The sequence below is a fragment of the Phyllobacterium sp. T2-21 genome (assembly GCF_055378485.1).
In genome coordinates, this window is sequence record NZ_AP027914.1 from 49565 (window position 1) to 64059 (window position 14495).

The window sequence follows — 14495 nt, forward strand, 5'->3', positions numbered from 1 at the left end:
GTTCCGTCAAGCGGCCTGCCGTGCAAGAGCGGCAACATTATCGCAAAGACGGTCAATTTCATCCGTTGTGTTCAGATAGCTGACCGACGCCCGCGCAATCTCGTTGAGGCCGCGCGCCGTCATGTCGAGCGGTGTGTAAGGTATCCCATTTGCCGCGATTGTAATCCGCTTTTCCGCAAGTTTGCTGCGAATAGTCTGCGGCGCAATGCCCGCCACCGTAAAGGAGACCAATCCGGATTTCTCCGTGCCGAGGTCATGAATCGCAACACCGGGAACGGCAGCCAGCTGATCGCGCAATTGCCCGGAAAGTTCCCGGATCCGCCGGCGGATCGCATCCATGCCGAGGCTGCGCGCCTGTTTCAGCGCCGCTCCCAGTCCCAGCAGCAGGGCGATGGGCTTCTCACTTGTCTCGAAACGCTGCGCATCCGCCCGCATATGTGGACCGTCCTCGCCCCATGTCGAGGAAAGGACATCGAGATAGGCTGGTTCGAGTGTTTCGAGAAAGGCCTTGCGCAGATAGAGGATGGCCGCGCCGCGCGGACCACGCAGAAATTTCCTGCCTGACCCCTTCAGCATGTCACAGCCGAGGGCGCTGACATCCACGGGAAGCTGGCCGAGCGCCTGCGCCGCATCGATGAAATAGGGAATGCCGGCAGCGCGCGTCACCCTGCCGATGGCCGCGGCATCGTTGATAAGCCCGCCATTGGCGGGAAGCCAGGTCAAGGCAACAAGGCGAACGCGGTCATCGATCATGGCAGCAAGCGCATTGGCATCCACACTGCCGTCCTCATTCACAGGGATGGTCTCGATGCGTGCGCCCGCTCTTTTCGCCGCCGCCTGCATCGTCGACAGATTGCCGCCCCATTCCTGACGGCCGACCAGGATGCGGTCACCCGCAACAAGCTGAGGCAGAGCGGCGAAGGCCAGTCCCCAGGCGGCGGAACCGCTGCTGGAGAAGGCAATCTCGGCAGGCGCCGCACCGATGAGACCGGCGGCATCCGCCCGCGCTTCGTCGATCAGGCCCGCCGCATTGGCCGCAGCTTCCATGGGGCCATAGAGCGATTCACGCTGCAGATGCTCCGTCACCGCCGCCAATACCGTGTTTGACGGCAGCGAAGAGCCGGAATGGTTGAAATGGGTGCTGATGGCACACCCCGGCGTCTGCGCGCGCAGCTGTTCAATATCGAGCGTTTGGGTCACCGTCAGGCCTCCAGTTCCACCAGCGCGTCCACCTCGACAGCAACGCCGCGCGGCAATGAGCTGACGCCGACGGCGGCACGGCTGTGACGCCCCGCATCGCCGAACACGGCAACCATCAGGTCCGATGCGCCATTGGCCACCTGCGGATGCTGGGTAAAATCTGGCGTCGCCGCCACGAAGACACCGAGGCGAACGATACGCCGCACGCTGGCAATCGTCCCGCCGGTGGCTGCTGCAATCTGCGACAGCACGTTGAGCGCCGCGATCTCGGCTGCCCTGCGGCCTTCCTCAAGGGAAACAGACGCGCCGACAACACCGAGGACGGCGTTCCCGTCGTCGATCCGGCTGATCTGCCCCGACATGCTCAACAGGGTGCCCGCGCGGACGACCGACACATAATTGGCAACAGGCATGGACGCGACCGGCAGGTCGTGACCGAGGGTTGCAAGCTTCTCTGCTATGGTGGCTGACATCATCATCTCCGGCTGACTATGCCCGCATCATCAACGGCCCTGCTCCGCAGGTCCAATTCAAAACACTGGCGTCACTGATCGATCTGGCTAATGTCTGGAAACCCGGATAAGCTGATGACACGCAGTCGAAAGCATGAGGCGAAATGCGCTCCTCCACCACCTTGCCGCCGTTGCAGGCACTTCGAGCCTTCGAGGCCGTCGCGCGACTGATGAGTTTCCGCCGGGCGGGCGAGGAACTGCTCATCACGCAAAGTGCCGTCAGCCATCATATCCGCCAGCTGGAAGAGTTTCTCGGCCTGCCGCTGTTTGTCCGCAAGGCGCGCAGCATCGCCCTGACACCGGAGGGCGAGGACTATCGCGCCCGCACCACCGATGCATTCCGCCTCATCGCCGCCGCCACCGCAGACCTGCGCGGCAGAAGCAGGCGCACGGTGGTCCGCATCAGCCTGCTGCCCTCCTTTGCCGCCAACTGGCTTGTCTCACGCCTGCACGGTTTTCAATCGCTGCACCCCGATATCGGCCTCGAACTCGATCCCACCCTGCGCAGCGCGGACATTGCCGCCGGGGAGGCCGACATTGCCATCCGCTATGGCGACGGAAACTGGCCCGGGGTCGATGTGCGCCTGCTCATGGCCGAACAGCTCAGCCCGGTTATCAGCCCGGCACGTCTGCAATCGGACAAAGCCATCGAGACGCCGGAGGACTTGCTGCGCCACACATTGCTGTTCGCCAGGAAGCCCGTCGACTGGCAGGTCTGGGCCGATGCCGTGGGCCTTGATCTGGCCGGCGCCCGCACCATCCAGCTGACGGATTACAACATCACCCTGCAGGCCGCGCTGGACGGTCAGGGCATTGCCATCGGCCGCATGCTGCTCATCCGCGATCACCTGCGGACCGGGCGTCTTGTACAGCCATGTGCGCAGACGATCACCTCCACCCGAACCGCCCATTGGCTGGTGACACCCATAGGGGCCAGAAGCGCTCCGGCGGCCCAAATATTTATCGATTGGCTGATCGCGGAAACCGCAAAGGCATCCAATCAGAACAATGGAGAAACCGGCAATGCCCTATGAACTCTATTACTGGGACGGCATACAGGGACGCGGCGAGTTCATCCGGCTGGCGCTGGAAGAAGCCGGGGCGGCCTATGTCGACATTACCCGCGAAACCGGCAGCGGGCGCGGCACATCCGCAATGATGCGGATGCTGAAAGGCGCCGATACCTCGCACACGCCGTTCGCACCGCCTTTTCTGAAAGACGGCGAACTGCTTGTTTCACACGTCGCCAATATTCTCTTCTATCTCGGACCCAAACTCGGTCTGATGCCGGAGAATGAAGGATTGCGCTATGCCGCCAACGGCCTGCAACTGACCATCACCGACTTTGTCTGCGAGGTGCACGACACGCATCATCCGATTGCCACCGAGCTTTACTACGAGGATCAGAAGGAAGCAGCGAAGGCACGTTCGACCAGCTTCATCGAGCACCGCATCCCGAAATATCTCGGCTATTTCGAGCGCAATCTTGCCAATAATCCGGACGGTGACAGGCACAGCGTCGGCAACGGGCTCAGCTATGTCGACCTCTCGCTGTTTCAGGTGATCGAAGGGCTGAGATATGCCTTTCCCCGCGCCACGCGGTTGTTTGATCGCCAGTATCCCCTACTGGTTGCATTGCATGATCGGATCCGGGAGCGGCCCAACATTGCCCGCTATCTCGCCTCGCCCCGGCGTATTCCATTCAACGAGTCATGCATTTTCCGCCATTACCCCGAACTCGATCAGGACGCCGCCTAGGCGCGCTTGAGAACAACAACGTTCTTACCGTCGGCGCAAAGACGCTGCGCAGCAGCGTCGTGAAACGGTTCATCGATCAGGGAAATGCGCCTGGCCTCCCGCCGCGCCAGCTGCAGAACGGCAGGCGCAATATCCCTGCCGTAAAAGATCACATCGGCCATTTGCAGCAGGCGCATCGTCTTGAGTGTCAGAAGCTCTGGGTCATTACTCTCGACCGGGATGAGAGTCACGGTGCCGGTTCGGGAACTCCGGGCATTGGCAATCTTCATCGCCTGTGCCTGCAGTTTGGCCTCTTCATCGGGCAACGGGTCCACGCCAAAGGCGCGATTGACGAAATCCTCCCAGAACAGCCTTCGCTGGCGGCCAGGCTGCAGCGTTTGCGCAATATAGCAGCGCAACTGTTGTGCCAGTCGCGCCCATACTGCCAATGATGCGGGCAGGATCGTCTCGATCCGCTGCCGGATCGCCTGCCCCAGAATAGGTGCTGCGCCATCGGTCGATATGCCGACCACCACGGGCGAACGATTGACGATGGTGCCAAACTGAAACGCGCAGAATGCCGGTTTGTCGATGACATTGCACGGCACACCGGCTTGCGTCGCCGCATGCAGGAATGCTTCAGCCTCCTGTTCCGTCGCGGCGTCGGCAACGGCGATGGCAGCACCGTGCAAATCCGTTGCCGACCACCTGCGCGCATGATGGACGAACGGTCCTGCCGCAATCAGGGCGGACATTTCCTCGCTCATGGCTTCGGCGCAGACATGAACCTCGGCGCCCGCCGCTGCCAGCAGCTCGGCTTTCCATGCGGCGGCGGCGGTTCCGCCCGCAACCACGCCGCGCTTGCCCGCAAGGCTGAAAAACACCGGCAGCACTGCCAGTTGCCCGATACTGCCGGGGCGCGGGCTATTCTGCGGCCTGGACAAGATTTGCATCGACAATCCCCCTGATTTCGGCGCGGCAGGAGCCACAATTCGTTCCGGCCTTCAAAGCCTCACCGATGGCGGCAACGGTCCGGCAGCCGCCGCGCACCGCGCCGGCGATCTCGTTGCGGCCGACGGAAAAACAGGAGCAGACAATCGCGCCCTTGTCGGGCATATCCCCGCCGGGCCGTCCCGCCAGAAGCTGGAAACGGTTCTGCGCTGCAGGAAAGTGCTGCGACAGCTGCTCGCTGGCCCAACTGCGCGACACGGCAACGGGCTGGCGCGCGATATAGAGCGCGCCGATCAGCGCATCACCGGCAAAGGCAGCCATGCGATGCTGGCCATTCCTTGCATCGTGATAACGCAGCAGCGGTGCGCCCTCGCCGCAACCGAACAATTCTCCGGCAAACATCGCCCAGTCATCCGGCTCGTGAAGACTGGCAAGTTCGATCCGGTATCCTCCATTGGCCCTGGCAAGCGCCCAGTAATCCGCCGCAATCGTCCGGGGCTTGTCACGCAGGACCGCGAACCCGTACCAGAGAGCTTCGAAAGGCTGGATATCCACCCTTGCCATCTTCAGTGCAGGCTGGCCGGAGACCGGATCGGTCCGCGATGTCACCAATGTGTCCACCCGAGCACTCCCGGCAAACTGGTCGGTCCAGTGCATGGGCACGAATACACTGCCGCGCGCCTGTCTGTCCGTCAGCAAGGCTCGGACGATGATATCGCCATGCGCGTTGTGCAACCGGACAAGGCTCGCATCGGTAATCCCCTGACCGGCGGCATCGAGCGGATGTAGCTCTGCAAAGGGTTCGGCGAAATGCGCCGACAGGCGCGCGCTCTTTCCCGTGCGCGTCATCGTGTGCCAGTGATCGCGCACGCGCCCGGTGTTCAGTGTGAACCGTTGATCGATCGCGCCGGTATCGGCTGGCGATACCGCAATGAACCGCGCCCGGCGATCGGGCGTGAAAAAGCCGCCTTGTGCAAAAAAGCGTCCGCCCGGTGTCGCAGCGTCCCGGCTTTGCGGCCATTGAAACGGGGCAAGGTTGTCATATGCGCGCGCAGATATGCCGGCATGGGCAGCGATGTCGAAATCGCGGCTGCCCTTGTTCTCCGCTCCCGACAAAGCGGCATGCTCGGCAAAAATCTGCGCGGGGTTCTGATAGGCAAAGGCGGCGGCAAACCCCATGCGCTTCGCCACCTCGGTGGTGATCCACCAGTCCGGCCTCGCCTGACCCGGCAGCGGCAGGAATGGCCGTTGCCGGCTGATGCGCCGTTCCGAATTGGTGACCGTTCCGTCCTTCTCGCCCCACCCGGCCGCGGGCAGAAGCACATGGGCATAGGCGGTCGTATCGGTTTCCGCGTTGATATCGGAGACCACGACAAACGGGCAGGCTTTCAGCGCCTTCACCACCAGATCGGCTTCCGGCATGGAATCGGCCGGGTTGGTCGCCATGATCCACAGCGCCTTGATCCTGCCGTCTCCCACCGCCTTGAACAGATCGACGGCCTTCAGCCCCGGCCTCGTTGCCATGGTCGGGGAGGCCCAGAAATCCTGGACCAGCCGCCGGTGGCCGGCATTTTCAATCTGCATATGGCTGGCCAGCATATTGGCGAGCCCGCCCACCTCGCGCCCGCCCATGGCATTGGGCTGCCCGGTGACCGAGAACGGCCCCATGCCGGGGCGGCCGATGCGGCCCGTTGCCAGATGGCCGTTGATGATGGCATTGACCTTGTCCGTGCCGGATGCCGACTGGTTGACGCCCTGGCTGTATACCGTCACGCATCGTTCGGTGCGGGCAAACAGCGTGAAAAAGGCGAGCAGTTGATCCGGCGCAATTCCGGTGTGCTGCGAAATCGCGTCCAGATCGCAGGGACTGGCAAGGGCCAGCGCCGCCTCAAAGCCTGACGTATGCCGCTCGATATAGGCGCGATCCAAGGCCGCCTGCTCGGCCAGAAAACCGAGCAGCCCGACAAACAGCGCCGTATCCCCGTCGGCACGGATCGGCAGGTGCATATCGGCGATATCGGCGGTCATGGTGCGGCGCGGATCGATGAGGACAACACGCATCTGCGGGCGCTTCACCTTGGCCGCCGCGATACGCTGATAAAGCACGGGATGGCACCAGGCGAGATTGGACCCGGTCAGCACGATGAGATCGGCGAGCTCGAGGTCTTCATAGGTTCCCGGCACGGTGTCTGAACCGAAGGCACGCATATGCCCCGCCACCGACGACGACATGCACAGCCGCGAGTTCGTATCGATGTTCGCCGAGCCGATGAAACCTTTCATCAGCTTGTTGGCAACGTAATAATCCTCTGTGAGAAGCTGGCCCGAGACATAGAAGGCGACACTATCCGAGCCATGTTCCCTGATGGCGTCGCTGAAACGGCTGGCGACGAAATCAAGCGCCTTGTCCCAGCTCGCCGCCTTGCCCTCGACCCGCGGCTCCAGCAACCGGCCCTCCAGATGAACCGTTTCACCGAGCGCCGCCCCCTTGGAACAGAGCCGTCCGAAATTGGCGGGATGCTCCGGGTCTCCGGCAATGGCAACCGTACCGTCATTGCCGGGGGTCGCGAGCACGCCGCATCCGACGCCGCAATAGGGACAGGTGGTGCGAACTGCCGGGGTGTCCATGCCGCTCTACTCCGCCGCCATGGCGGCAAGCTCAAGTCCAGCCAGAATCCGGTCACCATCCAGCCGGATCGCGATGGTTTTCACAGTGCCCTCGTCTGCCCCAAGCGCCTTGCCCGTCTCCAGCGAAATGACCCAGTTGTGCAGGGGGCAGGTCACTGCGGCACCATGGACGATCCCCTGGCTGAGCGGCCCGCCCTTGTGCGGACAGTGATCGTCAATGGCAAAAATCTGGTCTTCCATGGTGCGGAAAACCGCGATCCTGCCCTCGGGCGTATTCACGCAGCGGGCGCCCCGGCGCGGAATGTCGTTGATTGTTCCAATCTCAACCCAGTTCATCATTCTACTCCGCTGCCTGCTGGTAGCCGATTTTGGCCATCGGCTGGAATTCATGCTTGTCGACGCCGGAAACCCGTTCGGACCACGGATCGACCTGCGCAAAGGTCTGGCTGAAGACGAACCGGTCGAAATAGCCGCGGCGCTTCACCGCGTCCTGCATGATCTGGCGGCGGATTTCGTCGAGGCCGACGCGTTTGGCCCATTTGTAGATGCGCTCGAGATAGCGGCCCTGTTCGCGGTACATCTGCGTCAGCGCCACCACATGTTCCAGCGCCTCGTCCTCGGTCTTGACCAGCCCCAGAACTTCCGTCCCCTTGATGTCGAGACCCGCCGCCCCGGCGAAATGGATTTCATATCCGGAATCGACGCAGATGATGCCGACATCCTTGCAGGTGGCTTCGGCGCAATTGCGCGGACAGCCCGATACCGCCATCTTGACCTTGGCGGGCGTCCACGATCCCCACATGAACTTTTCGATGCGAATGCCGAGCCCGGTCGAATCCTGCGTGCCGAAGCGGCACCAGTCGGTCCCGACACAGGTTTTTACCGTGCGCAGACCCTTGGCATAGGCCTGTCCCGAGACGAACCCGGCCTTGCCGAGATCGGCCCAGACGGCCGGCAGGTCTTCCTTCTTGACGCCCAGCATGTCGATGCGCTGGCCGCCGGTGACCTTGACAGCCGGAATGGCGAATTTGTCGACCACATCGGCGATCGCCCGCAATTCCCTTGAGTTGGTGACGCCGCCCCACATGCGCGGCACCACGGAATAGGTCCCGTCCTTCTGGATATTGGCATGCACCCGTTCGTTGATGAAGCGCGACTGGTAGTCGTCGGCATATTCATCCGGCCAATCGGCAACGAGATAGTAGTTCAGAGCCGGACGGCACTTGGCGCAGCCGCACGATGTCTTCCATTCGAGCTCCTGCATCACGGCCGGAATGGATTTCAGCTTCTTCGCCTTGATCAGCCGGCGGACATCGTCATGGCCAAGGTCGGTGCAACTGCACATGGGCGTCACAGCCGATGGATTGTAGGAATCGCCGAGTGTCAGCGCCAGCAGCTGTTCCACCAGACCGGTGCAGCTGCCGCAGGAGGCGGACGCCTTGGTATGGGCCCGCACATCGTCCAGCGAGGTCAGCCCCTTGCCGGATATGGCACCGGTGATCTTGCCCTTGCATATGCCGTTGCAGCCGCAGATTTCCGCATCATCTGGCAAGGCTGCAACGGCCGCCATAGGGTCCAGCGGGGACCCTCCCTGATAGGACTGGCCGAAAATCAATGTGTCGCGCATCTCCGAAATATCGGTGCGTTTTTTGGTCAGGTCGTGGAACCAGGCGCCGTCGGATGTCTCGCCGTACAGCACCGTGCCGATGATGCGGTCATCCTTCAGCACCAGCCGCTTGTAGACACCGGCAGCCGCATCCCGCAGGACGATCTCCTGCCGGTCGTCGCCTTCGCCGAGATCGCCGACGGAAAACAGGTTAATGCCTGTGACCTTCAGTTTGGTCGGCGTCTCGCTGTGCACGAATTTTGCATCCGCATCATCCGCCAGTTGTGCTGATACCACCCGCGCCATTTCATAAAGCGGCGCGACGAGCCCGTAGCATTGTCCGCCCACCTCGGCGCACTCGCCGATGGCGAAAATATCGGGATCGGAAGTCCGCATGCCGGCGTCGACAACGATGCCGCGATTGGTTGCAAGGCCCGCCTCCTTCGCAAGCAGGGCGTTGGGGCGGATACCCGCCGCCATGACCACCAGATCGGCAGGCAATGTCGTGCCATCGGCAAGCAGAACGCCTTCCACCCTGTTCTGACCGATGATCTCCTTGGTACTCGCTTTGGTCATCACGCGGATGCCACGCCCTTCCACCGCCTGTTCGAGCAGATAGCCCGCAGCGGGATCAAGCTGGCGCTCCATCAGCGTCGGCATGATATGGAGAACCGTAACATCCATGCCGCGTGATTTCAGGCCGGCGGCCGCTTCAAGACCGAGCAGCCCGCCGCCGATCACCACGGCCCTCGCCCGGGACTGAGCGGCAAGCAGCATGGCATTCACATCATCGAGATCGCGATAGGTCAGGACCCCCGGCAGGTTGTTGCCGGGAACAGGCAGAACGAAGGGGACCGAACCCGTCGCGATCAAAAGCTTGTCGTAGCTTTCGGTCGTCCCGGCATCGGAGGTGACCGTCCTGGTCTCCCGGTCGATCCCGACGATCCTGTGGCCCTTGTAGAGCGTGATGCCATGCTTGATGTACCAGCCATCGCCGTGGATGATGATTTCCTCGAATTCCTTTTCGCCTGACAGCACCGGCGACAGCATGATCCGGTCATAGTTGACGCGCGGCTCGGCATTGAAAATGGTCACGTCATAGGCATCGGGCGCCATCTCGAAGAGGTGTTCAAGCGCCCTGCCCGGCGCCATGCCATTGCCGATGACAACGAGTTTCTGTTTTTTCGCGGTTGTTTCCATCTTACGCGGCCTCCACAAGACGGTGCCGTTCGTAGAGGAACTTCAGCACGGATGAGCGACAGCGGATATAGGTGGCATCGGCGGCAAGCTCGATGCGGCGGCGCGGGCGAACCAGCGGCACATCGAGGATTTCGCCGATCCTGGCGGAAGGACCATTGGTCATCATGACGATGCGGTCGGAAAGCAACACGGCTTCATCGACATCGTGGGTGATCATCAAGACCGTATTGGCAAGCTCCGTATGGATCTGCATCACCTGATCCTGCAGATGCGCACGGGTGAGCGCATCCAGCGCACCGAACGGCTCGTCCAGCAGCAGCACCTTGGGCTCCATGGCCAGCGCCCGGGCAATGCCGACGCGCTGCTTCATGCCGCCGGAGACTTCAGACGGGCGCTTGTCCCTCGCATGCACCATTTGCACCAGTTCGAGATTGCGCATGGTCCATTCATGCCGTTCCGCCCGGCTTTTGCTGGATGAGAAGACCTTGTCGACCGCCAGCTTGACGTTTTCATAGACCGTCAGCCAGGGCAGCAGCGAATGGTTCTGGAACACCACCGCGCGGTCGGGTCCCGGTGTGTCGACAACAGTGCCTTCCAGAAACACCACGCCGCGCGTCGCCTGCGTCAGTCCGGCGACGATGTTGAGCAGCGTGGATTTCCCGCAGCCGGAATGGCCGATGATCGAGATGAACTCGCCTTTGTCGACGCTCAGCGAGACCTGATTGAGAACCTGCGTGCTGGCGCCGCCACGGCTGAACACCATGTCGATCTGTTCGAGGGAGAGATAGGGTTTCGACATCATGATGGCTTCCTCAAGCGCTTGCGGCGTTGCGGGTGACGGTCCGGGCGACGAAGGCGATGGCTCGGTCGAGCAGGTAGCCGACAATGCCGACATAGATCAGGGCCAGGATGATGTCGCTGATGCGCGACGAGTTCCACGCATCCCAGATGAAGAACCCGATGCCGACGCCGCCGATCAGCATCTCGGCGGCCACGATGGCGAGCCACGACAGGCCGATGCCGATGCGCAGGCCCGTGAAGATATAGGGCGCGGCGGCGGGGATCATGATCCTGGTGAAATATTCGAACTGGTTGAGACGCAGCACCCGCGCGACATTCTGGTAGTCCTGCGGAATGTTCCTGATGCCGACGGCGGTATTGATGATGATCGGCCAGATGGCCGTGATGAAAATCACGAAGATCGCGGAAGGGTTGCCGTCCTTGAACGCGGCCAGCGACAGGGGCAGCCAGGCGAGCGGCGGCACCGTGCGTAGCACCTGAAAGATCGGATCGAGCCCGCGCATCGCCCATTCGCTCTGCCCGACAAGGGTGCCAAGCGCAATGCCCGCCACAGCGGCGAGACAATAGCCCATGGCGACCCGCCGGAGGCTGGCAAGGATATGCCAGAACAGCCCCTGATCGACACCCTGTCCGGCATAGAACGGATGGATGATCAGCTCCCAGGTCTCCGAGACCACCCGTGAGGGCGGCGGCACGCTTGCCGTCGGTGAGGAACAGAGGATTTCCCACAGCACCAGCAGGAAGACCAGCGTGATGATGGGCGGTACCACGTGTGCCGCCAGCGAGGTGAGCCATGGCGGCAGGCGGCGGGATGAACCGGTTTTCGGCGGGAGGGAAAGCGTCATGATTTTGGCCGCCTGTGGCTTTTCGGTCGGACGGATGGGAACGGGGCTGGCTGTCATGCCGGTTTCCTTACGCAAAACGTTTAATTTCAAGGCTGGCGAGATAGGTTTGCGGGGCGTCCGGATCGAACACCTTGCCATCGAAGAAGGTTTCGGGACCCCGTGATGTCGACGCCGGAATGTCGGCCGCAGCAACGCCAAGCTCCCTGGCGGCGTCGCGCCAGATATCCTCGCGGTTTACCTTGCCGACCAGCGCTGAAATATCGGTGTCCGGTGCAAATTTGCCCCAGCGGATATTCTCGGTCAGGAACCATTTTTCGTGGCTCTGGAAGGGATAGGATGTGTGATCGCGCCAGAACTTCATCAGATGCGGGCTGGCTGTCTCGACGCGTCCCGAACCATAGTCATAGTCGCCCTTCAAGCGCCCGGCGATATCGCTTGCGGGCACATTGAACCACGCGCGCTTGCCGACCATGGTCGCCAGTTCGTCCTTGTTGGCGAGATCATCAGCCCATTGCTGCGCCTCCATCACCGCCATCAGCAGGGCCTTGGTGGCATTGGGGTTTTTCTCCACCCAGTCCGCCCGCATGGCGAAGGACTTTTCCGGATGCTTGGCCCAGATTTCAGCTGTGTTGACCGCGGTATAGCCGATGCCCTGATTGACAAGCTGCGCATTCCACGGTTCGCCGACACAGAAGCAGTCCATGGTGCCGACCTTCATGTTGGCAACCATCTGCGGCGGTGGAACCACAATGGTTTCAACGTCCTTGTCCGGGTCGATCCCGCCGGCGGCCAGCCAATAGCGGATCCACAGATCGTGCGTGCCGCCGGGGAAGGTCATCGCGGCCTTTGCCGCAGTGCCTTCCGCCTTCTTCTTGGCAAAGGCTTCCCTGAGGACACCTGAGTTGACCCCGGCCTTCAGACCGGCATAGGCCGAACCAACCGAAATACCCTGCGCATCCAGATTGAGGCGCGCAAGGATGACCATCGGCAGGGGCTGATTGTTCTGGGTGACCTTGCCTGTGCTGATGAGATACGGCATCGGCGTCAGGATATGCGCGCCGTCAATGCCATTGCCTGCCGAGCCGAGCACCAGATTGTCCCGCGTCGTGCCCCACGATGCCTGCTTGACCACCTCGACATCGGGCATGCCGTGTTTGGCAAAAAGGCCTCTTTCCTTGGCAACGATCAGCGGCGATGCATCCGTCAGTGCAATGAAACCGAGCGTCGCCTTGGTGGTCTCGGGTCCGGCAGCGGCCGCATGGGCGCCGCCGGGAAGCGCAGCTTTTGCCGCCGCCAGCAGCGCCAGCGTGCCGCCTGCCCGCAAAAGCGTTCGTCTTGTCAAGCCTGTCGGCAAAATCACCTTCATCGCAATTCCCCTTCGCAGCGCTGCTTCTGGTGCAGCTTGAGCCATAAAAAAACGCCGCCGGATGAAGTGCATTCACCCGATCCGGTGAATGAACTCGCCCAAGCGACGTCTGTGTCTTTGAAAGCATCCGATGGCGATGCTCGCGGTTCCTGTCTTCGTTGACGGAACGGTTTTATAAAAGCAATAAGCGTGCCAACCGGAAATTATATTTATAAGCTATTGTAATTGATATATATTTTTATAGTTCATCTATTTTTCACCGACGGCAGTCGAAGAGCGGCGCAGGCGAAATGGGCAGAACGGCCACCAAACCCGCTCATTTATTGTGCAGAGCACAAATTCTGCCCATCAGGCCTCGTCCCGGGTTGCAACGGGGTTTTCAAGATTGTGGACATTGAAGCCCTTGAGATAGGCGGGAATGTCCTGGGGATCGAAGACAGCCCCATCGATGAACCCGTCCTGGCGCTGACCGCCCTCCACGCGCACATCCGCCGACGGTATGTCGGCGCGGGGTCCCAGCGCATGGCGGTAGAGATCGGGACGGAAAGCGGTCGCAACCTTTTCCTGCTTTTCCTTGGAGTGATCAACCTGCCCCCACCGCACCATCTGGCTGAATATCCACTGCGCCTGGCTGATCCACGGAAAATTCGCGCCATCCCGATGGAAGGTGAAGTAGTCGGAGACCGTCCGCTCGTGCCCGTCGGGATCGGTGGTGAACCTGCCCATGAGAACCCGGTGCAGGATGTCCTCCGGCGCATCGATATAACGCGGCTCGGCCAATAGCTCGGCAAGTACGCGTCGATTGTCCGGCACATCGCACCATGCGGCGGCGCGATCCAGCGCGACGATCAGCCTCGCCAATGCTTCAGGATTGGTCTCCGCCCATTCCGGCCGCACGCCGATGACCTTCTCGGGACTGGACGGCCAGATATCCTCCTTGACCGCAACGATCCGTCCGACTTCGCGGGCGACGGCCACCATGTTCCACGGCGCACCCACGCAGAAGCCGTCGATGGCCCCCGCCGACAGGGCATCGGATGTCATGGGCGGCGGCACGACCACCAGTTTGACGTCGCGGTCCGGATGGATGCCGCCGGCCGCCAGCCAATAGCGCAGCTCATAATTGTGCGATGAAAACGGATAGGTCGTGCCAAGCACCGGCAACGGCTCGCCGCGAACCTTTATGTCGTCAATCACGCACTTGAGGGCTTCGGCATTGGCAAGCGCGCCCTCGTCTCCGGCCAGATCCGCCAGCGCCTGCATGCGGCGATACAGCTTCACCGACAGGGTGACGGCATTGCCTCCCCGCCCCAGCGTGAACGGCGTGATGACCGCTGACGGATTGGAACCGAGCCCCAGGGCGGAGGCGACCGGCATGGGCGCCAGCATGTGCGCGATATCAAACTGCCGGAAAGCCAGCCGATCCCGGATATTGGCCCAGGACACGTCTTTCACAAGTTCAAGTTGAATGCCTTCGCGCGCGGCAAATCCGAATTCAGCCGCCGCGATGAGAACCGAAGCATCGACAAGCGGAATGAAGCCGGCGCGAATGACGGAGACGCCGTCACGGCGGACCGCTGCCGGCGCCGCGAGGCCGCCGCCCATGCCCTGGCCATTGTCCATCCGGATAAAACTCACGGCCAACCTCT

12 protein-coding genes are annotated in these 14495 nt (G+C 61.9%); 2 read left to right on the forward strand and 10 right to left on the reverse strand.

The genetic code is table 11. The features are described 5' to 3' along the window. Positions 1-6: 6 nt before the first annotated feature. Positions 7-1200, reverse strand: a complete 1194-nt coding sequence (locus ACZ5FP_RS20575; protein WP_464664338.1) for an aminotransferase class V-fold PLP-dependent enzyme — start codon at positions 1198-1200, stop codon at positions 7-9. A gap of 2 nt (positions 1201-1202) precedes the next feature. Continuing rightward, positions 1203-1673, reverse strand: a complete 471-nt coding sequence (locus tag ACZ5FP_RS20580; protein ID WP_464664340.1) for a RidA family protein — start codon at positions 1671-1673, stop codon at positions 1203-1205. Between the two features lie 143 nt (positions 1674-1816). On the opposite strand from ACZ5FP_RS20580, the gene gcvA reads away from it, so the two are divergent. Beyond that, positions 1817-2746, forward strand: coding sequence for a transcriptional regulator GcvA (gcvA, locus tag ACZ5FP_RS20585; RefSeq protein WP_464664342.1), 930 nt, complete (start codon positions 1817-1819; stop codon positions 2744-2746). Continuing rightward, positions 2736-3470: a glutathione S-transferase gene (locus ACZ5FP_RS20590; protein WP_464664344.1), complete on the forward strand. Its 735-nt coding sequence runs from the start codon at positions 2736-2738 to the stop codon at positions 3468-3470. The genes gcvA and ACZ5FP_RS20590 overlap by 11 nt, the downstream gene beginning before the upstream one ends. On the opposite strand, the gene ACZ5FP_RS20595 is transcribed toward ACZ5FP_RS20590, so the two are convergent. From ACZ5FP_RS20595 to ACZ5FP_RS20630, 8 genes are all read right to left on the reverse strand, one after another. Further along, the gene (locus tag ACZ5FP_RS20595; protein WP_464664346.1) at positions 3467-4402 is read right to left on the reverse strand and encodes an NAD(P)-dependent oxidoreductase; all 936 of its coding nucleotides are present in this window, start codon (positions 4400-4402) and stop codon (positions 3467-3469) included. The genes ACZ5FP_RS20590 and ACZ5FP_RS20595 overlap by 4 nt on opposite strands. Continuing rightward, positions 4374-7028, reverse strand: coding sequence for a nitrate reductase (locus ACZ5FP_RS20600; protein WP_464664348.1), 2655 nt, complete (start codon positions 7026-7028; stop codon positions 4374-4376). Before ACZ5FP_RS20600 ends, ACZ5FP_RS20595 begins: the two co-directional genes overlap by 29 nt. Positions 7029-7034: 6 nt before the next feature. Beyond that, the gene (nirD, locus tag ACZ5FP_RS20605) at positions 7035-7364 is read right to left on the reverse strand and encodes a nitrite reductase small subunit NirD (RefSeq protein ID WP_464664454.1); all 330 of its coding nucleotides are present in this window, start codon (positions 7362-7364) and stop codon (positions 7035-7037) included. Positions 7365-7368: 4 nt separating this feature from the next. Continuing rightward, positions 7369-9834, reverse strand: coding sequence for a nitrite reductase large subunit NirB (nirB, locus tag ACZ5FP_RS20610; RefSeq protein WP_464664350.1), 2466 nt, complete (start codon positions 9832-9834; stop codon positions 7369-7371). A 1-nt stretch (position 9835) separates the two neighbouring features. After that, positions 9836-10633, reverse strand: a complete 798-nt coding sequence (locus ACZ5FP_RS20615; protein ID WP_464664455.1) for an ABC transporter ATP-binding protein — start codon at positions 10631-10633, stop codon at positions 9836-9838. A gap of 13 nt (positions 10634-10646) precedes the next feature. Further along, positions 10647-11537, reverse strand: a complete 891-nt coding sequence (gene ntrB / locus ACZ5FP_RS20620; protein WP_464664351.1) for a nitrate ABC transporter permease — start codon at positions 11535-11537, stop codon at positions 10647-10649. Between the two features lie 10 nt (positions 11538-11547). Beyond that, on the reverse strand, positions 11548-12846 hold the full coding sequence (locus tag ACZ5FP_RS20625; RefSeq protein ID WP_464664353.1) for a CmpA/NrtA family ABC transporter substrate-binding protein: 1299 nt from the start codon (positions 12844-12846) through the stop codon (positions 11548-11550). 348 nt (positions 12847-13194) lie between these two features. Then, positions 13195-14469 (reverse strand): CmpA/NrtA family ABC transporter substrate-binding protein, encoded by a 1275-nt coding sequence (locus ACZ5FP_RS20630; protein WP_464664456.1) that lies wholly within the window; start codon positions 14467-14469, stop codon positions 13195-13197. Positions 14470-14495: the final 26 nt, after the last annotated feature.

What these genes read in the sequence shown, in the direction of transcription:
- ACZ5FP_RS20600 (WP_464664348.1), bottom strand. Translation starts at nt 7,028, where the DNA reads ATGGACACCCCGGCAGTTCGCACCACCTGTCCCTATTGCGGCGTCGGA.
- gcvA (WP_464664342.1), top strand. Translation starts at nt 1,817, where the DNA reads ATGCGCTCCTCCACCACCTTGCCGCCGTTGCAGGCACTTCGAGCCTTC.
- ACZ5FP_RS20615 (WP_464664455.1), bottom strand. Translation starts at nt 10,633, where the DNA reads ATGTCGAAACCCTATCTCTCCCTCGAACAGATCGACATGGTGTTCAGC.
- ACZ5FP_RS20630 (WP_464664456.1), bottom strand. Translation starts at nt 14,469, where the DNA reads ATGGACAATGGCCAGGGCATGGGCGGCGGCCTCGCGGCGCCGGCAGCG.
- nirB (WP_464664350.1), bottom strand. Translation starts at nt 9,834, where the DNA reads ATGGAAACAACCGCGAAAAAACAGAAACTCGTTGTCATCGGCAATGGC.
- ACZ5FP_RS20580 (WP_464664340.1), bottom strand. Translation starts at nt 1,673, where the DNA reads ATGTCAGCCACCATAGCAGAGAAGCTTGCAACCCTCGGTCACGACCTG.
- ACZ5FP_RS20590 (WP_464664344.1), top strand. Translation starts at nt 2,736, where the DNA reads ATGCCCTATGAACTCTATTACTGGGACGGCATACAGGGACGCGGCGAG.
- nirD (WP_464664454.1), bottom strand. Translation starts at nt 7,364, where the DNA reads ATGAACTGGGTTGAGATTGGAACAATCAACGACATTCCGCGCCGGGGC.
- ACZ5FP_RS20595 (WP_464664346.1), bottom strand. Translation starts at nt 4,402, where the DNA reads ATGCAAATCTTGTCCAGGCCGCAGAATAGCCCGCGCCCCGGCAGTATC.
- ACZ5FP_RS20625 (WP_464664353.1), bottom strand. Translation starts at nt 12,846, where the DNA reads ATGAAGGTGATTTTGCCGACAGGCTTGACAAGACGAACGCTTTTGCGG.
- ntrB (WP_464664351.1), bottom strand. Translation starts at nt 11,537, where the DNA reads ATGACAGCCAGCCCCGTTCCCATCCGTCCGACCGAAAAGCCACAGGCG.